Here is a 20,102-nt window from a genome sequence, read left to right as displayed (position 1 = left end):
ATGATGTGTTATCAATTTTTACCAAATCATCTTTAACTTTAGGGCGTATAGCAAGCAGGATTAACCACATATTGTGGACGACGTCCTTCCAGAGCATCAACCAAATTTTTATAAGCTAAATTTGCCATTTGTCGACGAGTTGCTGCAGTTGCAGAACCAATATGCGGCAAAGTGACGACATTGTCTAACTCAAATAATGGTGATTCTTGCAGGGGTTCTTTGTCATAGACATCCAAAGCTGCGGCAAAAATTTTGCCTGCTTGCAAGGTCTGAATCAGTGCCTGTTCATCAATGACCGAACCACGCGAAATATTGACCAAAATTGCATGTGACTGCATTAAATCAAGTTCACGCTGACCAATTAAGGCTTTAGAATCCACATTTAAATCGACTACCAGCACCACAAAATCAGACTGTTGTAGCAATTCATCCAGACTCAAATATTCTGCATTAAATGCCTGCGCCACTTCCATTTTTTCACGACGATTATGGTACACCACGTTCATATTAAAACCATGAAATGCACAACGCGCGATAGCAGCACCAATATGCCCTAAACCTACAATACCGATGGTTTTACCATAGATGTCCTGTCCAAACTGCGCTGCGCCAACGGTACGTTTCCATTGTCCTTGTTTAGTCCACCGATCTAAATATGGCACTTGTCGTGCTGCACTCATCAATAAGGTAAAGGCTAAATCTGCTGTGGTTTCAGTCAAGACATGCGGTGTATGGCAGAGGCTAATCTTTTGTTGGGTTAAATAATCTACATCACAATTGTCATAACCGACACTGACACTCGAAATCACTTTGAGTTTAGTCGCAGTATGCAAGTTGCTTTGATTAAGCAAACGCCCTGCACCAATCATGCCATCGGCATCTTGCACATGCTCTAGCAACTGTTGATTCACATCACCCAATTTAGGGCTGACCTGCACCACCTGATAATCTTGCTCTAGCTTACTTAATATTTCTGCATCAATTTGACTAAACACCACCACTTTTTTACGCATGATTATCCCTGTTTCGTGTCTACAATAGCTTGTATATGTAGAGTTTTAAATATCTGAATTGACTTAGGCTTTAGGCTGTAACGATGTGATTTGTATCGCATCCCACAGGCTTTTTTTCAACAGTGGCTGTTCTAGCATTTCTTGCAAACTGGCTAAATGCAAACATTGTTCAGATTTAAAATGCGGTAAATGACCTAAAATCAGCATGTTTTTATCAGCGCTTAAAACATCAACAAAACCTTGTACATAATTTTCTACCCCTATGCCATCTTGTAATACTTCTAAGGCAAAAGGCCATTGTAATACATGATATTCGGCCTGCAGCGCATGCTGAATATTACGCCACAATTGTTGCTGTTTCTGACTCAAGGTAGTGCTTTCTACCAAAATAACACAATGCGGTAACTGTAAAGCTTCAATGCTAAAAGCTTCGATTTGCAGTATGACACGCGCTTCAGGAATAACTTCTGGCGCAACCACTTCCACTGTCGTATGTTGAGGAGATGGTTCTTGCTTAGGCTCTTCGAGAATAGTTGGCTGTTGTTGTTTGGATTGTTGAGGTACTGCAGCTGGAACAATAATTTCACTGTGTAATTCAGGGGCAGCTTGGTCGCGCCAAAGCGATGATTGTGGCAAAGTTTGAGGCACAGCCGTTCTAGAAACCCAAATATCGATTCCCAAACTGGCTAAAATCTCACGCTGATGCGCCATCATGTTTATCATCACCTAGCTAATTTTTCGCTGCACGTATTTATCACAGAAGAATATACAAGATAACACCTATTCTACCTAGAAAGGCCGCACAATGCTGTGCTTTCTTTCACCCAATCTGACCTATTCGTATTTTCTCAAAATCTGCTTTAACACACCTAATCAATCAGTGTCACACAATCATCAAACTGTTTTGTTTTTGCATTTGCTCGACAATTTCTTCGGTTTTAAAATCTAAACGCCAATAGAGCAACTCCAAAACATCCAATTCATCTTGGGTGATAATACGGTCATTCCACAAACAAATTTCAGCAATGCCCAACACCATCAGTCGATCACGCAGTAACAAACCTGCCATATCATTTAAAATTTCTGATAAATCAATCGGTTCATCTGAGATTTCTTCATAAGCAATCAATTCATCTGCAGTTAAAATACGCTCTAAAATACGTTCTCGTACATCTAACTGATTGACGCTATTAATCTGCTGCACATGCAATAAAGCATCAATTAAACGTACAATTTGCGGTTTCACTTCATGTAATGCTGCAGGCGTATGTAAGGGCAGCAAATTTAATTCAAACTTAACTCGCTCTAGCAGCAAAGCATCTAATAAACCAATCTCACCATCTTCCTGAATGATTTTTGCCAGTTTGGTTAAAAACTGCCGTGCGATACTCAGCGGCATACCACCAATATTTTTACATGCTTCATGGAAAATCGAGATATGTACTCGCCCATCCAAATTTAATAAAGCATCTACAATTGCACGGCTGACTTCTGCTTCAGCAGGAATAAATTCACGATATTGACGAATCATCAAAATGGCGACAATCACTTCACGCGAACCCGTTGCCGTTTGTAAGGCACGCTGAATCAATTCTGGACGCGGCATGTTATTGCGAATTTCAGGCTTGAGAGGCTTCATTGCATCATTAATTGCAAAGCTAATTGGTGATAAGCGCAGCAAAGGTAAAGGTTGTGGAGAGCTCCACGGTGCATAATATTCCGCATTCATTTCTTCTAACGAGCGAAATAGGCTAAATAAAGGTTGATTGCGTAAACGCTTCAGATTTTCCAACTGCAAATCTTGTACCAAGGTTGGATCAAGTTCAAAAATACGTGCTTCGATACTAGGATGAATATTCATCCAACTTTGCGGGCTAAGCGAATTGGCAAAACACATGTGGGAGATAGATTCAGAATATTCACTATGAATTTGCGACCCTGCATGATGCACATAAATTCGCAGCAAAGTTTGAATATTGGCATTGTTTTGAATCAAGCGCTTAGTTTTTAAATCATTTTTAAAAGTACGTCCGCTTAGACTAATGTATTTAATGAAGCGAGTAATCAACACCCCCAAACTACCCAATAACCAAATGCCACCACCGACAGCAACAAAAAAAGTTGCCAGCTTATGTGGCGGTGCATCACGATGCTGTCCAAAGCCAAGTTTGGCGATGCTACTGCCCCACTTACTCAACGTGGTTAGACTACTGTAGAGGATTTTAAGCTTAGTATTATCAATGGTTTCACCGCTCAAAATATGGTTAAACTCATGGCTAAGTAGTCCATATAGCTCTTGTTCATCCAAGTTTTGTAAAGCACCCCAAGTCAAAATAATCACAATATCTTTATGACTAAAACCTGCAGTTAAGGCATTTACCCCAATTTCATCGGGCAATACATATACGGTGGGTGCTTGAATTTGAAAAGTATCTGCCAATTGTTCGCTCAGTTTAAGTGCGGTACTTTCTTCTGGGGTACTTTCAAACTGGGTTAAACGACGCGCACCCAATTGTTTTGCCAAGGAGTGACCGCCTGAACGAAAAACATAAAATTCCAAAATGACGGATACCGTCATAATCAGCACTAAAACTGTAATCCAGTATGGGCTTAGACTGTGCCAATAGATGGACTGGCTTGAATCCACATAATAAACCAACAGACCCAAAACTGTGTTTAAGATAAACAGGGTCAAAGCGACTGCAACCAAACATAAAATTGCAGACCAAATCATATTTTTGTTTTTAATCAAGTAACTACTCACAGACCTCAATGTAAACATCCTGAATTACATTGTATTTGAGCCACCATCATAAATGAAAAAAGCGGGAATTTCCCGCTTTTCTCACTGAGCTGATCAGAAAAAAATTAACTCTCTTTTACACCAGTTAAGTCTACTGACGCGGCATCAATATTGACATCAATATAACCATCTTTGCCTTTTTTAGCCAAGTCGTTGCGCTTTTGCTCAAGATCATTCAGATAAGCTTCGTCAATTCCGCCAGCTACATACACGCCATCAAATACTGAACATTCGAATTCAGTTAAATGCGGTACTTTATGGGTACGAACGGCTTGTTTTAAATCTTCTAAATCTTGGAAAATTAAACGGTCTGCACCAATAATTTCACGAATTTCTTCGACATTACGGTTAGACGCGATTAATTCATCTTTGGCTGGCATATCAATACCATACACGTTTGGATATTTCACCATTGGCGCTGCAGAAGCAAAGAATACTTTTTTCGCCCCAGCATCACGTGCCATTTGAATAATTTCGTTACAGGTCGTACCACGGACAATCGAGTCATCCACCAACAGTACATTTTTGCCTTTAAACTCAAGCTCTACAGGGTTCAGTTTTTGGCGCACTGATTTTTTACGCAATTGCTGACCTGGCATAATAAAGGTACGTCCGATATAGCGGTTTTTCATAAAACCTTCACGGAATTTAACCCCTAAAATATTTGCCAACTCTAAAGCCGAGGTACGGGATGTATCAGGAATGGGAATCACTACATCAATATCGTGCTGCTCGCCCCACTCTTGGGTAATTTTATGCGCCAGTTTTTCACCCATTTTCAAACGCGCTTTATACACTGAAATACCATCAATGGTCGCATCTGGACGAGCAAAATATACATATTCAAAAATACATGGGCGATATTCAGGTTTAGCGGCACATTGCTGGGTAAATAATTCACCTGCGTCATTAATAAAGATCGCTTCACCCGGCGCAATATCACGTTCAACTTTAAAGCCAAGTGCAGTAATTGCCACAGATTCTGATGCAATAATATATTCCATGCCCTGTTCAGTTTCACGTGAACCGTAAATCAATGGACGGATACCATTTGGATCACGGAAGCCAACCAAGCCTTGACCTGTAATCATAGCAACAACGCCATAAGCACCCTTACAACGCTCATGCACACGGCTGATCACATGAAAAATATCTTCTGAAGTTGGGTTTAATTTGCCACGTTTTTGCAATTCATGTGCAAATACGTTCAATAACACTTCTGAGTCAGAATCGGTGTTCATGTGACGTAAATCTGTTTTAAACAGATCTTCGTGAATTTCTTCGGCATTGGTCAAATTACCATTGTGTGCCAAAGTAATCCCGTACGGCGAGTTCACATAAAATGGCTGCGCTTCGGCACTGCTTGATGAACCTGCAGTTGGATAACGCACGTGCCCAATACCATAATTACCTTGCAACGCACGCATGTGACGTGTATGGAATACATCACGCACCATACCGTTATCTTTACGCAAGAACAAACGCCCATTGTGGCAAGTTACGATCCCAGCTGCATCCTGTCCACGATGTTGTAACATCGTTAATGCATCAAACAACATTTGGTTAACAGGTGATTTACCAGCTATACCAACAACTCCACACATAGCAACCTCGCAGACCAGCTAGGGATTAATAAAAAGGATTATTCGTTGAGCCATCTGCGCCAGAGCGATTTTCTTTTGCGTCAGATGCGATGTCGGAAGATGGCGCGGCATCTTTCGACTTGATGTGCTGTAAAGCCTCATTGGCAGCGTCTTTGGACAGTTCTGTTGCCCACGGTGCATACGGCAATAAAGTTTGTACAAATTTAGACTGTTTCCAATAAGGCGAGCTTTCGACCCAAGGACCAATGCCTTGAATGGTAATAAGGACAATGAGTAAGCCTTTCAAGGTACCAAATGCACCGCCTGCCAAACGATTTAATGGGCCAAGCTTCAAGCTCTTTAAAACACCATTTAGAACAGCGGTTACAATCCAAGTCAGGACCACAATTACCAAGACAATAAATGCAAAGGCTGCAATTTTTTGTACCACAGGATCGCTACTGAGTGCTGTCATCGAAGGTGCTAGGACAACTGCATATTTTGCCGCAACAATTAGGGCAAAAATCCATCCTACCAAGTTCGCAAAGGCTTTAATAAATCCTTGTCGCAAACCGTTCAACCCTCCAATCAGCAAGAGAATCAGAATAACGATATCAATGGTATTCATAAGTTACAAGGCGTTCACACAATCTTGAACTAGCTCAGGACCTACATAGATTAAACCACTATACACCTGAACCAAGCTTGCACCTGCATTTTTTTTGGCAACGGCTTGTTCGCCCGACAAAATGCCACCTACACCAATTAAAGGAATTTCACCTTTCAGTGCTGCTGAAAATGCCGCCAAACATGCTGTACTTTTTTCAAACACAGGCGCACCCGACAAACCACCTGCTTCATCGCCATGCGGCAAATTTTCTACACCTTCACGAGACAAAGTGGTATTGGTCACAATCAGACCATCAATTTTGAATTGCAACAATTGTTTAGCAATAAACTGAATATCTTCTGGGTCTAAATCTGGAGCAACTTTTAAGACTAGCGGCACATAATGTTGATGTTCTTCTGCCAACTCCAACTGACGCTGTTTAAGGGTTTGCAATAATTCAGTCAGCGCATCACCACTTTGTAAACTACGCAAGTTTTTGGTATTCGGTGATGAAATATTTACAGTAATATAAGAGGCATAGTTATAGACTTTTTCCAAACAAATCAGATAATCATCTACTGCATTTTCAACTGGTGTATCGGCATTTTTGCCAATATTAATCCCTAAAATGCCTTTAAATTTTGCCGCTTTGACGTTTTCAATCAGCTGATCGACCCCATCATTATTAAAACCCATACGGTTAATAATGGCTTTGGCCTGTGGAATACGGAATAAACGTGGATGCGGATTGCCCGCTTGAGGACGTGGCGTAATGGTGCCAATTTCAATAAACCCAAAGCCCAAACCAGCTAAGGCATCAATATACGCACCATTTTTGTCTAGACCCGCTGCCAAACCTACTGGATTAGGGAATTCAATTCCCATACAAGTCAGAGGTTTCGCTACAGTCTTTTGACGCATCAAGCCCATTTTATGGCTCGATTTCAACAGTGATAGTGTCAGCTCATGTGCACGCTCTGGTGCTAAAGAAAATAACAGCGGGCGGGCTAGAGAATACAACATATCTGCAAAAGTCTACTGCTTTCTAAGTCGCCATATTATAGGCTTAGCCCATTCAAAACGCTATGCTTGACATGAGTTTATTTTCCGAGTTTCGGACTTTATTTTTAGCCTTTACTGGACTGTCGCAGTTAATTTAATCTGCCCTGCTTCAGAAATTAATTCCATTTTTTCGATACTTAAACCCATTTGCGCCAATTGGGTTAAAAAATTTGCCAATACAGCATAATTGGCGTGACTAGCCACCAGTTGCATCTTGTCGCCACTTTGCTGCGAAGCGACCGATAAGCCCTGTTGCTGAGCCACACGCTGAATCTTATCGGCTGCACTGAGTTGTGCATCATTAGCAGGTTTCATGGTGACCGCTTGACTTTGCATCACCACCACCAAGTCTTTAAGGTCATTCACCCGTTTTTGCTGTTTTTCGGCCGCAGCATGCATATACCACAACGCCGAACCTACAGCAGCAACAATCACAAAAATTGTGGTAAAGACCACCAAAACACGTTCACGTGGATTTAAACGATCTAAATAATCTTGTATCAGTTCAATACGTCGATCCATCAAAGTGGACATTTTTTCCATGGCTTTCATTATTGTATTTTCACCAATCCTACTGCGCCTGATGCACTCGGCTGAATATTACCTAGCTCGACCTTAAAACCTTGCTGATTTAATTGTTGGGTGAGTGCTTGCAAGGTTGCTGCCGAGTTGGCATTCAACTCCATGTTCAACATATTCGCATCATAACTCACACGATTAGCCACAATTTGATTTTGCATCAACACAGGGCCAACGCGACTAAGCAATTGCAGCGCTTGAGTATCTGCATTTTTACTCATGCGTACCTGACTTTGAAACTGACTTTGAATATTTTGTTCGGTAATACGGCTGTTTGCGCCAAACCAATATTGATACTGTTCTATGGCTTGAATCGCTGTTTGATCAGCTACTTTTTTAAGTTTGCTCCAGCGCAGTGCATCATAGCTAAATTGTACAATTAAAATCCCAAGAAACACCGCAGCACAGGCTTTCCAATAACCTGAAACACCCGTGTCGTGCTTGGCTTTTGGTAGCATATTGAATGGATGCTGCTTGGCTTTCGCCAATGTAGGTACAACATAATGAAAACTTTCTAACTGCTCTTGGGTTACAAATGCTTCAATACTTTGCATCTGCTCTGCACTAAAGTTGGTGATTTTATAATTGCGTTCTGCAGTTTGATAATCTAAATAAAGCGCCAAATCATCAACTGAATAACCTAAAAATTCACTTTCACGTACCAGCAAACGTCCGCAAATATTTCCAATCACCGTTTGTCCTGCTTCAGGTTGCGGCAAAATTAAAAAGTCAGGTAACAATGCACTAATTTTAACAGGTAACAAACTGAATACATGCAAATAGGTTTCAATACTATGCTTAGCCATTCCCAGCACGGTTATTCGCTCAGGTGGCACAAAATGATGAACCACCTTCATCGCATCAATTGGCAATACGGTATATTCTTCTAATAAATACTTCACGCCATCTGCACCCAATTGTTTATATTGGGCTTTAGGCAAAGTTTGTTGCATGATTTGTACATCACGGCTTGGAAAAAACACCACAGCATCTTTCCCTTGAAAAGGCTGCAATGACTGAATCAAGGCATCAAGATTATCTGCCTCTGTCCAATGTTCCCCATTTGACCATTGCCAAACCCCATTGGCTTCTGGCATCCATAAATACAGCATTATTATCGTTCTACCGTTGAATTGTATTTAACTTTATACATTTATTTTATGCGTTTGGAATAAAACTTTTGAGTTGGGTTGAAAGTCCCGCAGCAATCACAGCCTGTTCATAAATCCGTGCTTCTGCCAATTGATACGGATTAAACGATTCTGATGTTAAAATCTCAGCCATATGCGCCACCACATTCATGTGACATACCACTGCAATTGACTCATACGGTAATTGCGACAACCATTCTACTGCTACTTTTGCATCATCTTCAGGTTTAATGGCATTGCATACCACCACAGGCACATCTTTAAAATATTGCTGTAAATGTACCAAAGTTTCTTGTGCACGTAGTAAAGGACTGACCACAAATACATCGGGCTGAATAATATTCTTTACATAATCCGCTGTTTCTTGTGCTTGTATATGACCACGCTCAGTCAATGGACGCTGATGATCATTACCCATAATCGCAGGAGCGGCTTCACCATGACGAACAAGAGTCAGTTGCATAGAATTTCCTTATAGGATGAAACAGATTAAGTTGTGTCAATTTAACTCAAATTATGCGCTCAGTATAACCTGAGATTATGACAATTCAGTTCACTAAACTGTCATATTTCAAGCAAGTTTTTACCTGCTGTGGCGCTGTTTTATGGATGTAAAACTAAACTAGATGATGTGGCAAGACAAATTCCACATCACTACGATGCCCATTTCTCATTAAAGACAGTGCAATGTTCATGGGCGGCGCACCTTCAAAAATCACTTCATAAAGCGCACAAGTGATTGGCATATACACATCTAATTCATTCGACCGCGCACGCACTTGCACGATGGTATTAATTCCTTCAGCTGTTTGCCCCAATTCTTCTGTGGCTTGTTGCAACGTTTTGCCTTTACCCAATGCATAACCTACTTGATAGTTACGACTCAATGGACTGCTACAGGTTGCAAACAAGTCACCAACACCGGACAAACCTAAAAAGGTCAATGGATTTGCGCCAAGTTTCACCGCAAAACGGCTCATTTCTGCCAATGCACGGGTTAAAATCATACTTTTAGTGTTTTCACCCACGTTATAAGCGGCTGCCATCCCCATTGCTACTGCATAAATATTTTTCAGTGCACCGCCTAATTCCACACCATTCACATCGTCACTGGCAAAAACACGGAATAAGGCACTGTGCAAAGCTTGTTGCACCGCATAACGCACCAATTCAGAATGACTGGCAATGACCGTACCTGCAGGCTGCCCCGCCACAATTTCTTTAGCAAGGTTCGGGCCAGACAATACGCCATACGGCACTTCTGGTAATTCTTCGCGGATAATATCACTCATAAAACTAAAAGTTTTGGCTTCAATCCCCTTAGTTAAAGACACCACTGCTTGGGCACTAATAAAAGGCTTAATTTGACGCAACACATCACGGAACGAATGACTTGGAATAGCCACTAAAATAATGTCACGGTCACGGACTGCAGTTTCTAAGTCTGAAACGGCTCTTAAGTCTTGTTCCAACTGAAAATCTGGTAAATAACGTCGATTAATATGCGTTTCATTAATTTCTTTGGCAGTCGCTTCATCACGAATCCAAATCATCGTGTCACAGCCATTACGGACTGCCGTATTGGCCATTGCGGTGCCAAAACTGCCACCACCTAGCACTGTAATGCGTAACGCAGTTTTGCGATCTACTGCAACAGGTTCAACCAAATCTGTAAAGTTTAACTCTGACATTATTGTTATATCCTAAAAATAAAGACTTATCCGTTCCAATAACGAACATAAGCTTGCGTATTTAACTCAGCGCGCGCAGGAATGGCTTTGGCTGCTGTTCCCACATAAATAATGCCTGAAATAAAATCATCTGCATTTAAGTTTAAAGCTTGTTTTAGCAAGTTCGATTCAACGACTGCTCCACTGCGCCACATACTGGCAAAACCCTGTGCCTGCAAAGACAATAAAAAGTTCTGTACCGCAGCACCTGTACTTAAAGTCTGCTCAAAACGTGGTACTTTGGGATAATCCTGAAATTGCGTTAACGCCAACACCAAAAGTGGCGCACGAAACGGATGTTGTTTCACTCGCTCTAACTGGACTGCATCAGTTTCGCCCATGTCTGTCAAAGCCTGAAAAAGTAACTCACCAAATGCTGCACGCTGTTCAGCAGTAATTACCACAAAGCGCGTAGGTTTTAAACGATGATGATCTGGCGCGGTTAAAGCGGCCTGAAAAGCCATTTCTAGCTGCACAGCATTTGGTGCAGGATCAACTAACTGCCCCATAGACTGGCGTTGATGAATATTCTGATGAACGATTTCTATCGCTGTATCCGTCATTAACTTATATAACTATTTCAAAAAGCTCAGTTAAGATTAGCATAAACTCAAAAAATTGCGCTATTTCCGTATGCTTATTTGCAAGATTCTGATTAGGGTCTATATGTCTGCACTTTTAAGATGAATCTGCTCAGCACATCTAAACAATGATGCTTTGACGCATTCATCTATAGTTTAAGAGCATGAAAATACATTATGGATTGGGTTTGAAGCGTATAAATCAATGACGAATTATCAACACAGCATATACAGTGTCTACATTTAAAAACAGCCAGATTATGTTCAACTAGATCAAATTGTTATTTTCAACCTCTACACATTTGAATTGAAATATCATCAACAAACAATACACGCGACTGCGTTTTAACCCTGAGGTAGATATGAATAAAATAGTCACCTTTTCTAGCCTTGCCGTTTTTGCACTTTTAACAGCATGTGCCACCACACCGAATAATTCTCTTGCTATTCAAAAAGAAAACAACCTGTATGAAGTCACAGGTTTAGGTAAAAGTAATATTATTTCTAAAAACAATGCAATTACAGCTGCCAATAAAACCTGTGGTACGCGTGCCACTCCAGTCTTGGTCGATGAAAAAACATCTTATAACGGCGCACTCAAAGGTGTGGTAGATGAACAAACGGGACAAATGATTCAAGCAGCTGCAAATGTTTTAGGTACGATTGCAGGACGCAATACTGATATTGCTCGTGATGATGATTATCAAACTGTGCTGACCTTTAGATGTCAGGCAAAGTAAATTATTACAGCACGACATAAGAAGCAAATACAAAAAAGTCGCTCCACTGAGAGCGACTTTTGAGCTAAGAACAGCAGGATTTAAACTAAAAAATAGCTTAAATGAGTAATTAGCAATAACCATCTAAACGTGTTAAAGGTAATTTTTGACCAATCGCCTTTTCAATTTCTGGCAAATAGAACGCATCATCTTCAGACAAGAAGCTAATACTCACACCCCGTGTACCTGCACGACCAGTACGACCAATACGATGGACGTAATCATCAGACTGTTCAGGCAAAGTAAAATTCACGACATGCGACACACCATCGACGTGAATACCACGCCCTGCAACGTCAGTTGCAATCATGATGTTATGTTTACCGTTTTTGAATTGATCCAGCATTTTTAAGCGTTTGTCTTGTGCAATCTCACCCGACAACATCACTACTTTATAGCCATCTCGCTTTAAATGATCATAAAGCTTACGCACCTGATCACGACGATTAGCAAAAATCATGACTTTTTCAATAGGCTCATCACGTAAAATTTCTTCAAGCAATTTATATTTATCAGTTTTAGCAACCATATACACCCGTTGCTCAACATCGGCATTGGTTTTCTTTTCAGGTTCAATTTCTACTGTAACGGGTTCAAATAACCATTGTTGAGCCAAATTCAATACATCATAACTAAAAGTTGCCGAGAACATTAACGTCTGACGCTGCTCTTTACGTGGTGAATAACGCACAATACGTTTTACCGCCGGAATAAAGCCCATATCTAGTAAACGGTCTGCTTCATCAATCACTAAAAATTCAATCTGATCGAGCCAAACTTCTTTTTGTTCTACAAAATCAATTAAGCGCCCTGGTGTTGCAACAATAATATCAACAAATTTTTTATTGAGTTGTGACTTTTGCTTATCAAAATCTACACCACCCAACAAAGTCACCACATTTAAGTCGGTATATTTGGTTAAGTCTTTTGCGTCACTTTCAATTTGCAAAGCCAATTCACGTGTAGGTGCCAAAATCAAAGCACGCGGTTCACCACGATAACGCTGCCCTTGAATTGGGTTATTCAATAAATCGTTGATGACACTAATTAAAAAGGCAGCAGTTTTTCCTGTACCTGTTTGCGCACGACCAATAGCATCATGTCCAGCCAAAGTAAATTTTAAAACCTTTTGCTGAATTGGCGTCATTTCCTTGAAACCCAAAGCATCAATAGCCTGTTTCAATTGCGGATGTAAATTTAAGGTTTCAAAACCAGAAGACATAAATATATGCTCGAACTTATACAGACAAAAAACTGACCTATTATAAACAGAAATACAAATAAAAAACGCCCCAATCATGATTGGAGCGTTTTTTTAGAATAATCGAGAGATTAGTCTAGTGGCTGTACTTCTTCAGCTTGGAAGCCTTTTTGGCCTTTTACTACGCTGAATTCAACACGTTGGCCGTCACGAAGTGAACGGTGGCCGTCACCTTGGATCGCACGGAAGTGAACGAATACATCGTCGCCGCCATTGCGTTGGATAAAGCCAAAGCCTTTAGTGTCGTTGAACCATTTAACTACGCCTTGTTCACGAGCTGTCATAAGTTAATCCTCATTGATTAAAAAGAAGGACCACCCGGTGTTGCAAACAGCAGAGCAAACAAAGTTTAAAAATATTTTTATTTCTAAGCTTGTAATCATTCTGTATAACTATTAACAAAATCCCGGTTACATCCATTTGTAATAGGGCGACAAACAACGATTGTCTATCTATAATCCTAAATACGCATCGAGCTTAACACGGCTTTATGACAATTAATAGATTTTTTTTGATTTATCTTGTTCAGTTTGAAACGATTTGAACAAATAGAAAAATTTTATTTCTGTTAAGTGACTTAGCAGAATTTTGAGCTATAAATTTTATTGCAAATTTCTTAGAGAATAAACCAATTCTCTTGCCCTTATGTGCAGTAAGCCGTGCAATGAATAGCCCCTATGCTTCAGATGAAATTTATTTGGGATTTGTGAGCGAATTTGCTAGTATGACATTCTGTTTTTTAAGGCAAATTTTTACTTCAATGCTGTGTGATGCTGAACAACCTATCATAGTGATTGATGCCATGGGACAACCTTGTCCTATGCCTTTATTGATGCTAAAACGTGCCCTTAAATATTCAGATTCTGCTCGGTTTTTATTGAAGTCATCTGATCCGCACAGCCAGCAAGATGTGGCGCGTTATTGTCAGTTACATCAATACAGCTGTGAAGCCAGCCAAATTTCGGCGACAGAGTTTCATTATGTGATTGATGTTGCCAAGCCCAAAGTATCGCAATAAGCGCATCTGTTTGATGGTTCATTTGTTTTAATGACTTAATATTCGCCACTTGTTGCTATAAAGATTTACATATCTACACCAATTTTACTTATTTAAGTAGAATATTGGCATTAAGATAAAGACATCGGTTATTTTACCTACCCAATCCTATAAGGAGATCTCATGAGTGACAGCAGCAATCAGTTGATGCCCCTGTCATTATCTGCACCAGGGGTAAACCTCGGGGCTTATATTAGTACTGTTAACCAAATTCCTATTTTAACGGCTGAACAAGAAAAAGAGTTAGCCGAGCGTTATTATTACGATCAAGATTTAGACGCGGCCAAAATGTTGGTCATGTCGCATTTACGTTTTGTAGTGCATATTGCACGAAGTTATGCGGGTTATGGTTTACCGCAGGGCGATTTAATTCAGGAAGGCAACTTGGGCTTAATGAAAGCCGTGAAACGCTTTGACCCGAATATGGGCGTGCGTTTGGTGTCATTTGCCGTGCACTGGATTAAAGCTGAAATTCACGAATATGTTATTCGTAACTGGCGTATTGTTAAAATTGCCACGACCAAAGCACAGCGTAAATTGTTCTTTAATTTGCGTAGCCTCAAAAAATCGAGCAAAAAACTGACGCTTGAAGAAGCACAATCCATTGCCAATGATTTAAACGTGACTGCAGAACAAGTTTTGGAAATGGAAGGTCGTTTAACTGCTTATGATGCTGCTTTTGAAGCACAGGGCGATGATGACGATGAAGGTTCAACTTATGTTGCACCTGCACTGTATTTGGAAGATAACCGTTACGACCCTGCACGTTTAGTCGAAAACGAAGACTACGAAGAACAAAGCACTTCTGCCCTACATGAAGCTATGGAGCAGTTAGATGATCGCTCACGAAATATTTTGCAGCGTCGCTGGTTAGATGATGATAAATCGACCTTGCATGAATTGGCAGCAGAATATAATGTTTCGGCGGAACGTATTCGTCAGCTAGAAAAAAATGCCATGGAAAAAATTAAAGCGGCGATGTCATCAAACTAAACTGACATTCTCAAGATGAATGCAAACACCTCGAAAAATAAAATTGGGCAAACCGCCCTTTTTTATTGTCTTGGATTCGTACAGCCCACATACAGGCAGGCAATTCTCAGATTTTCCCAAGCTTAAAAATGTGCTAAGGTTAAGCGCAAAATTAAATAGGTCAATTTGAGTATGTGGATTGCAATTTCTGCCTTGAATTTAGCCGCTGCGGTGTTACTCGGTGCATTTGGTGCACATGGTTTAAAAGCCCGTGCGACTGAAATTCAATTGGGTTGGTGGCAAACTGCAACAGATTATTTTTTCTATCATGCTCTTGGACTTTTGGCATTAGGCATCTTGGCTAAAGTGATTCCACAACTTCCCATTAAAGCCAGTTTTATTCTGATTCAACTGGGTATTTTATTTTTCTGCGGTTCACTTTATATCATGGCATTGGACATTGTACGCGGTTTGGGCATGATTACCCCAATTGGTGGTGCGCTCATGATTGCGGGTTGGCTGACCTTAGCATGGCAAGCCATGAAACATGCCAAATAAAGCTCAATAGTATTTTGTAATTTTAAGATGGATTCTCGGTCATGCAAATTTATCTGAATGGCGAAGCACAACAGACCACTCACACGACCCTGTTACAACTGATTCAGGCATTAGATTTAGAAGGCAAACGTTTTGCCGTGGAGCAGAACGAAAAAATTATTGCCAAAAGTAAACTTGCCGAAACCCCTATTTGCGATCAAGACCGCATTGAAATTATTCATGCCGTTGGTGGCGGCTAAACTCGGAGCACCCATGCAAGATACCTTTAAAATCGGTTCACGTACCTTTAATTCACGTTTATTGGTGGGTACGGGCAAATATAAAGATTTAACCGAAACAGATTTGGCGATTCAAGCCAGTGGCGCAGAAATTGTCACGGTTGCCATTCGTCGTGTAAACATTGGGCAACATCCAGATCAACCCAACTTACTTTCCGTGATTCCACCAGAAAAATACACTATTTTGCCGAATACCGCAGGCTGTTTTGATGCCAACAGTGCCGTACGTACCTGCATGCTGGCACGTGAATTGCTCGATGGTCACAACCTCGTCAAACTGGAAGTTTTGGGCGATGAAAAAACCCTATACCCAAATATCACCGAAACTTTGAAAGCTGCGCGTACGCTAATTGACGATGGTTTTGAAATCATGGTTTATACTTCAGATGACCCAATTGTGGCGCAAGAATTGGAAAGTATGGGCTGCGTGGCGATTATGCCATTGGGTAGCTTGATTGGTTCAGGCTTAGGAATTCTTAACCCGCATACCATTTCGATTATTAAAGAAAATGCCAAAGTACCTATATTGGTAGATGCAGGAGTAGGTACCGCTAGTGATGCTGCGATTGCCATGGAATTGGGGTGTGATGGTGTGCTCATGAATACTGCAATTGCAGCAGCACAAAACCCTGTACTCATGGCATCTGCGATGCGTAAAGCTGTAGAAGCAGGGCGAGAAGCTTATTTGGCAGGACGTATGCCACGTAAGCGTATGGCGAATGCCAGCTCACCTGAAACGGGTTATTTCTTTAAGTAATCATAAAAAAGTTGTAGGGTCTTTTCCAAGTTCGACAACTCAAATAAAAAGACGTTCAGTATCAACTCAACGTCTTTTTTTACTACCTGATTCTGGCAAATAAAAGCCGATTAAGGGATTAAGCCTTCATCACGCATCGCAATTTGTACCGACTGCCGCGCAGCGACTTTATTACGGATTTCAACTACATGACTATAAGGGGTTAAATCATGCTCAATATGGTTTGACCAATTGGTGATGACAAACAAATACGCATCGGCTGGGCCGAAGTTATCATCCACCAAATATTCATGGTCTGATGACGCAATTGCTTGATCAATATATGTCAACAAACGATCAATTTCTGCATACGCTTTTTCTTTAGCTTCTGCATCTAATGGTCCAGCAAAAAATACCGCATAAGCATCATGTAATTCTGAGTTTAAATAACCTAACCATTCCAAAACTTTAGCACGACCTAAACCAGATGGCGGAATTAAGTCTTGTTTAGGGTCTTGCTGCGCTAAAAATGGCAATATTGCTACGTTTTCCGTCAAAATCAAACCTGGGTTAATTTCTAAAGCAGGTACATAGCCTTTAGGGTTAATTTCGTAATAATTGACACCCTTTTCTGTTTTATGGGTTTTTAAATCCACACGTTCAATATCAAAATCGACATTCACTTCATTTAAAATAATATGTGCTGCTAAAGAACATGCGCCTGGTGAATAATAAAGCTTCATATTTGATCCTTGTTATATAACTATCTCTGTTCTAAATCGCCTGTCACAAACTTGCAAGTGATTGAACCTATGAATTGCAAAAAACGTAAATGTCTTAAAAAGCCCTTACGGTTTGACTATCCTGCAAAAGTCAGGCTTTTTCAAGTCTGTTTTAGCTGCTTTTTTTATCTCAAGATGTTTTATCATACAGCCCTTTAAAGTTTCATGAAATTGAGATAGTGATTAGCCTGAAAAAAGAAGAGTGGTTTTCCAATATCCGTACCGATGTTTTGGCGGGTTTAGTCGTAGGTTTGGCATTAATTCCTGAATCAATTGCCTTTTCGGCTATTGCAGGCGTCGATCCGCAAGTCGGCTTATATGCCTCGTTCTGTATTGCGGTCACGATTGCTTTTTTTGGTGGGCGTACTGCCATGATTTCTGCCGCAACAGGCGCTATGGCATTGCTGATGATTACCCTAGTCAAAGAACATGGTTTGCAATATTTATTGGCAGCCACGGTGCTCACAGGGCTGATTCAGGTTATAGCAGGCTATTTTAAAGTTGCCAAACTGATGCGTTTTGTTTCGCAATCGGTAGTTTATGGCTTTGTAAATGCTTTGGCGATTTTAATTTTTGTGGCGCAACTGCCTGAGTTATCGCAAATGGATGGCTTAGGCTATTTGTTTGTAGGATTAGGTTTGGCGGTGGTCTATCTATTTCCTTACATCCCTAAAATTGGTAAAAGCATCCCCTCACCTTTGGTCTGTATTATTGTACTAAGTGTGGTTGCTTTATTACTTGGTTCAGATATGCGCACCGTAAGCGATTTGGGACAATTTCCAGATACGCTGCCCATTTTCCTCGTACCCGATATTCCGCTGAATTTTGAAACTTTATCAATTATTTTTCCTTATGCCATGACTTTAGCCACAGTCGGTTTGCTTGAAACCATGATGACCACCACGATTGTCAATGAAGTCACAGGCACAGAAGCAGATCGGCATCAGGAATGTCGCGGTCAAGGCTATGCCAATATTGTTAGTGGCTTTATGGGCGGTATGGCAGGCTGTGCCATGATTGGGCAATCTATTATCAACGTCAGTTCTGGGGCGCGCACACGTCTATCTACACTTACTGCAGGCGTATTTTTGCTGTGCTTGGTGGTGTTTCTAAAAGATTGGTTGGCATATATTCCTATGGCAGCACTGGTCGCAATTATGATTATGGTGTCTTTCACGACTTTTAACTGGGATTCCATCCGTAACTTTAAAAAGCATCCTAAACAAAGCAATATTGTTATGTTAGCTGTGGTGATTGTGGTGTTAGCTACCCACAACCTTGCTTTGGGTGTTTTTGTTGGCGTACTGCTTTCTGCTCTATTTTTGGTGAATAAACTGGAAAGTGAAGTTAAAGTCGGCTCATTTTTATTGGGCGAACATACTCGCCAATATGTGATTTCTGGGCAAATTTTCTTTAGTAGTTCGGAAAAGTTTTATCAGTTTTTTGATTTTTCAGAAGATATTAGCAATGTCACCATCGACTTAACGCATGCACATATTTGGGATATTACCTCTGTAAATATGCTAAATACCGTGGTGAACAAATTTAAAGCGCAACAAATTAAAGTGCATATTATTGGATTAAATGAGGCCAGTCACACCTTAATTGATCAATACAGTACCAATCCGTAATTACTGAGAAAAGTTAAAGTACCGACGAAGACCCTGAATGCTAAATCTTAATGATTCGGCATTTTTTTATACTCAAACGATGCAGATGGATCGCAATCTTGCACGGCGCTGCGAAAAACAGCGAAAAAATTTGACTTCAAAGGCTCAGGACTTAAAATACCGCATTCGAATTTATTAGATTTGCCAAAATTATGTCGAACGATCAATTAGACCAGCACGTTGTCGAGCTGGACAACCTCAACGAGCATCGTGAAATTGTAACGTTCATGCGCCGTTCTTCACCATTGAATACGTCACAACGTAGTGCCTTGGAACAATACGGCGACTTAATTTTGGAATATCCTGTTGGTGATTTACGTCAGCATTTTGAACACCCTGAACGCCCGCTCACCGTAGAAATTGGTTTTGGGATGGGGCGTTCTTTGGTACTTATGGCGCAGGCCAATCCTGAACGTAACTTTGTCGGGATTGAAGTGCATATTCCAGGGATTGCACAATGTGTTTATGAAGCAGGCACAGCAGGTTTAAGCAATTTACGTGTTTTAGATGCCGATGCAATTCAAGTGCTACGTGAAATGCCAGACAACAGCATTGATACGGTTCAACTCTATTTCCCAGACCCATGGCAGAAAAAACGTCACTTCAAACGCCGTTTCGTTGCCCATGAACGTATGAAATTGGTAGAGCAAAAATTAGCGTTGGGCGGGACGTTCCATGCTGCAACCGACTGGGAACCATATGCAGAATGGATGCTAGATGTATTGGACAATCGTCCACGTTTAGAAAACTTGGCGGGTAAAGGCAATAGCTACCCGCGTCCTGAATGGCGTCCACAAACCAAGTTTGAACGTCGTGGAATTGAAGCTGGTCATAAGATTAATGACTTTATCTTCAAGAAAATTAACTAATTTCTGCTAGAAAAAATGCTTCCACAAG

General features: G+C 40.7%; 22 protein-coding genes. 8 read left to right on the top strand and 14 right to left on the bottom strand.

From position 1 onward, the window contains the following. Positions 1 to 38: 38 nt before the first annotated feature. From LZP46_RS05820 to LZP46_RS05770, 11 genes are all read right to left on the bottom strand, one after another. On the bottom strand, positions 39 to 1,013 hold the full coding sequence (locus LZP46_RS05820) for a 2-hydroxyacid dehydrogenase (protein ID WP_236094976.1): 975 nt from the start codon (positions 1,011 to 1,013) through the stop codon (positions 39 to 41). Between the two features lie 63 nt (positions 1,014 to 1,076). After that, positions 1,077 to 1,727 carry a hypothetical protein gene (locus tag LZP46_RS05815; protein WP_236094975.1) on the bottom strand — a complete coding sequence of 217 codons (651 nt, stop codon included), beginning with the start codon at positions 1,725 to 1,727 and terminating at the stop codon, positions 1,077 to 1,079. A 169-nt stretch (positions 1,728 to 1,896) separates the two neighbouring features. Continuing rightward, on the bottom strand, positions 1,897 to 3,786 hold the full coding sequence (locus tag LZP46_RS05810; RefSeq protein WP_236094974.1) for a M48 family metallopeptidase: 1,890 nt from the start codon (positions 3,784 to 3,786) through the stop codon (positions 1,897 to 1,899). 95 nt (positions 3,787 to 3,881) lie between these two features. Then, positions 3,882 to 5,420, bottom strand: a complete 1,539-nt coding sequence (gene purF / locus LZP46_RS05805; RefSeq protein WP_236094973.1) for an amidophosphoribosyltransferase — start codon at positions 5,418 to 5,420, stop codon at positions 3,882 to 3,884. Positions 5,421 to 5,445: 25 nt separating this feature from the next. Next, positions 5,446 to 6,027 (bottom strand): CvpA family protein, encoded by a 582-nt coding sequence (locus tag LZP46_RS05800; RefSeq protein WP_004971476.1) that lies wholly within the window; start codon positions 6,025 to 6,027, stop codon positions 5,446 to 5,448. Between the two features lie 3 nt (positions 6,028 to 6,030). Continuing rightward, positions 6,031 to 7,032 carry a quinone-dependent dihydroorotate dehydrogenase gene (locus tag LZP46_RS05795; protein ID WP_236094972.1) on the bottom strand — a complete coding sequence of 334 codons (1,002 nt, stop codon included), beginning with the start codon at positions 7,030 to 7,032 and terminating at the stop codon, positions 6,031 to 6,033. 111 nt (positions 7,033 to 7,143) lie between these two features. Next, positions 7,144 to 7,623 (bottom strand): type II secretion system protein GspM, encoded by a 480-nt coding sequence (gene gspM, locus LZP46_RS05790; RefSeq protein WP_019837593.1) that lies wholly within the window; start codon positions 7,621 to 7,623, stop codon positions 7,144 to 7,146. Beyond that, positions 7,623 to 8,762: a type II secretion system protein GspL gene (gene gspL, locus LZP46_RS05785; RefSeq protein WP_236094971.1), complete on the bottom strand. Its 1,140-nt coding sequence runs from the start codon at positions 8,760 to 8,762 to the stop codon at positions 7,623 to 7,625. Before gspL ends, gspM begins: the two co-directional genes overlap by 1 nt. 46 nt (positions 8,763 to 8,808) lie before the next feature. After that, complete coding sequence (locus tag LZP46_RS05780) at positions 8,809 to 9,264, bottom strand: phosphoglycerate mutase family protein (protein WP_236094970.1); 456 nt, start codon at positions 9,262 to 9,264, stop codon at positions 8,809 to 8,811. A gap of 154 nt (positions 9,265 to 9,418) precedes the next feature. After that, the gene (locus LZP46_RS05775) at positions 9,419 to 10,492 is read right to left on the bottom strand and encodes an NAD(P)H-dependent glycerol-3-phosphate dehydrogenase (RefSeq protein ID WP_236094969.1); all 1,074 of its coding nucleotides are present in this window, start codon (positions 10,490 to 10,492) and stop codon (positions 9,419 to 9,421) included. Positions 10,493 to 10,518: 26 nt separating this feature from the next. Further along, positions 10,519 to 11,094, bottom strand: a complete 576-nt coding sequence (locus LZP46_RS05770) for a nitroreductase family protein (protein ID WP_236094968.1) — start codon at positions 11,092 to 11,094, stop codon at positions 10,519 to 10,521. Positions 11,095 to 11,474: 380 nt separating this feature from the next. On the opposite strand from LZP46_RS05770, the gene LZP46_RS05765 reads away from it, so the two are divergent. Continuing rightward, positions 11,475 to 11,852 (top strand): hypothetical protein, encoded by a 378-nt coding sequence (locus LZP46_RS05765; protein ID WP_236094967.1) that lies wholly within the window; start codon positions 11,475 to 11,477, stop codon positions 11,850 to 11,852. Between the two features lie 109 nt (positions 11,853 to 11,961). Here LZP46_RS05765 and rhlB read toward each other — a convergent pair whose 3' ends face one another. Both rhlB and LZP46_RS05755 read right to left on the bottom strand, forming a co-directional pair. Next, a complete protein-coding gene (rhlB, locus tag LZP46_RS05760; protein WP_236094966.1) occupies positions 11,962 to 13,113 on the bottom strand; it encodes an ATP-dependent RNA helicase RhlB in 1,152 nt (383 codons plus the stop codon). 110 nt (positions 13,114 to 13,223) lie between these two features. Beyond that, complete coding sequence (locus LZP46_RS05755) at positions 13,224 to 13,436, bottom strand: cold-shock protein (RefSeq protein WP_004648643.1); 213 nt, start codon at positions 13,434 to 13,436, stop codon at positions 13,224 to 13,226. Between the two features lie 476 nt (positions 13,437 to 13,912). On the opposite strand from LZP46_RS05755, the gene LZP46_RS05750 reads away from it, so the two are divergent. From LZP46_RS05750 to LZP46_RS05730, 5 genes are all read left to right on the top strand, one after another. After that, on the top strand, positions 13,913 to 14,170 hold the full coding sequence (locus LZP46_RS05750) for a sulfurtransferase TusA family protein (RefSeq protein WP_236095180.1): 258 nt from the start codon (positions 13,913 to 13,915) through the stop codon (positions 14,168 to 14,170). Positions 14,171 to 14,332: 162 nt separating this feature from the next. Then, positions 14,333 to 15,202 (top strand): RNA polymerase sigma factor RpoH, encoded by an 870-nt coding sequence (gene rpoH, locus LZP46_RS05745; protein ID WP_236094965.1) that lies wholly within the window; start codon positions 14,333 to 14,335, stop codon positions 15,200 to 15,202. A 171-nt stretch (positions 15,203 to 15,373) separates the two neighbouring features. Further along, entirely contained in the window at positions 15,374 to 15,739 is a 366-nt protein-coding gene (locus tag LZP46_RS05740) for a DUF423 domain-containing protein (protein WP_236094964.1), read from the top strand. A 41-nt stretch (positions 15,740 to 15,780) separates the two neighbouring features. Next, a complete protein-coding gene (thiS, locus tag LZP46_RS05735) occupies positions 15,781 to 15,978 on the top strand; it encodes a sulfur carrier protein ThiS (RefSeq protein WP_004971499.1) in 198 nt (65 codons plus the stop codon). A 13-nt stretch (positions 15,979 to 15,991) separates the two neighbouring features. After that, on the top strand, positions 15,992 to 16,774 hold the full coding sequence (locus tag LZP46_RS05730) for a thiazole synthase (protein WP_026438178.1): 783 nt from the start codon (positions 15,992 to 15,994) through the stop codon (positions 16,772 to 16,774). A 110-nt stretch (positions 16,775 to 16,884) separates the two neighbouring features. On the opposite strand, the gene LZP46_RS05725 is transcribed toward LZP46_RS05730, so the two are convergent. Then, complete coding sequence (locus tag LZP46_RS05725) at positions 16,885 to 17,496, bottom strand: glutathione binding-like protein (RefSeq protein WP_234113717.1); 612 nt, start codon at positions 17,494 to 17,496, stop codon at positions 16,885 to 16,887. A gap of 218 nt (positions 17,497 to 17,714) precedes the next feature. Between LZP46_RS05725 and LZP46_RS05720 the strand changes: the two genes are divergently transcribed. Next, entirely contained in the window at positions 17,715 to 19,166 is a 1,452-nt protein-coding gene (locus LZP46_RS05720; protein ID WP_236094963.1) for a SulP family inorganic anion transporter, read from the top strand. A 191-nt stretch (positions 19,167 to 19,357) separates the two neighbouring features. Further along, positions 19,358 to 20,074 carry a tRNA (guanosine(46)-N7)-methyltransferase TrmB gene (trmB, locus tag LZP46_RS05715; protein WP_236094962.1) on the top strand — a complete coding sequence of 239 codons (717 nt, stop codon included), beginning with the start codon at positions 19,358 to 19,360 and terminating at the stop codon, positions 20,072 to 20,074. Positions 20,075 to 20,102: the final 28 nt, after the last annotated feature.

The organism is Acinetobacter sp. SCLZS86, from assembly GCF_021560715.1.
Taxonomy (GTDB): domain Bacteria; phylum Pseudomonadota; class Gammaproteobacteria; order Pseudomonadales; family Moraxellaceae; genus Acinetobacter; species Acinetobacter towneri_A.
The sequence above is the reverse complement of the archived record's forward strand: the minus strand, read 5'-3'. Positions and strand labels throughout refer to the sequence as shown.

Coding starts and splice junctions, on each gene's coding strand:
- LZP46_RS05820 (WP_236094976.1), bottom strand. CDS start 1,013: ATGCGTAAAAAAGTGGTGGTGTTTAGTCAAATTGATGCAGAAATATTA.
- LZP46_RS05815 (WP_236094975.1), bottom strand. CDS start 1,727: ATGATGGCGCATCAGCGTGAGATTTTAGCCAGTTTGGGAATCGATATT.
- purF (WP_236094973.1), bottom strand. CDS start 5,420: ATGTGTGGAGTTGTTGGTATAGCTGGTAAATCACCTGTTAACCAAATG.
- LZP46_RS05800 (WP_004971476.1), bottom strand. CDS start 6,027: ATGAATACCATTGATATCGTTATTCTGATTCTCTTGCTGATTGGAGGG.
- LZP46_RS05795 (WP_236094972.1), bottom strand. CDS start 7,032: ATGTTGTATTCTCTAGCCCGCCCGCTGTTATTTTCTTTAGCACCAGAG.
- gspM (WP_019837593.1), bottom strand. CDS start 7,623: ATGAAAGCCATGGAAAAAATGTCCACTTTGATGGATCGACGTATTGAA.
- gspL (WP_236094971.1), bottom strand. CDS start 8,762: ATGCTGTATTTATGGATGCCAGAAGCCAATGGGGTTTGGCAATGGTCA.
- LZP46_RS05780 (WP_236094970.1), bottom strand. CDS start 9,264: ATGCAACTGACTCTTGTTCGTCATGGTGAAGCCGCTCCTGCGATTATG.
- LZP46_RS05775 (WP_236094969.1), bottom strand. CDS start 10,492: ATGTCAGAGTTAAACTTTACAGATTTGGTTGAACCTGTTGCAGTAGAT.
- LZP46_RS05770 (WP_236094968.1), bottom strand. CDS start 11,094: ATGACGGATACAGCGATAGAAATCGTTCATCAGAATATTCATCAACGC.
- LZP46_RS05765 (WP_236094967.1), top strand. CDS start 11,475: ATGAATAAAATAGTCACCTTTTCTAGCCTTGCCGTTTTTGCACTTTTA.
- rhlB (WP_236094966.1), bottom strand. CDS start 13,113: ATGTCTTCTGGTTTTGAAACCTTAAATTTACATCCGCAATTGAAACAG.
- LZP46_RS05755 (WP_004648643.1), bottom strand. CDS start 13,436: ATGACAGCTCGTGAACAAGGCGTAGTTAAATGGTTCAACGACACTAAA.
- LZP46_RS05750 (WP_236095180.1), top strand. CDS start 13,913: ATGCTGTGTGATGCTGAACAACCTATCATAGTGATTGATGCCATGGGA.
- rpoH (WP_236094965.1), top strand. CDS start 14,333: ATGAGTGACAGCAGCAATCAGTTGATGCCCCTGTCATTATCTGCACCA.
- LZP46_RS05740 (WP_236094964.1), top strand. CDS start 15,374: ATGTGGATTGCAATTTCTGCCTTGAATTTAGCCGCTGCGGTGTTACTC.
- thiS (WP_004971499.1), top strand. CDS start 15,781: ATGCAAATTTATCTGAATGGCGAAGCACAACAGACCACTCACACGACC.
- LZP46_RS05730 (WP_026438178.1), top strand. CDS start 15,992: ATGCAAGATACCTTTAAAATCGGTTCACGTACCTTTAATTCACGTTTA.
- LZP46_RS05725 (WP_234113717.1), bottom strand. CDS start 17,496: ATGAAGCTTTATTATTCACCAGGCGCATGTTCTTTAGCAGCACATATT.
- trmB (WP_236094962.1), top strand. CDS start 19,358: ATGTCGAACGATCAATTAGACCAGCACGTTGTCGAGCTGGACAACCTC.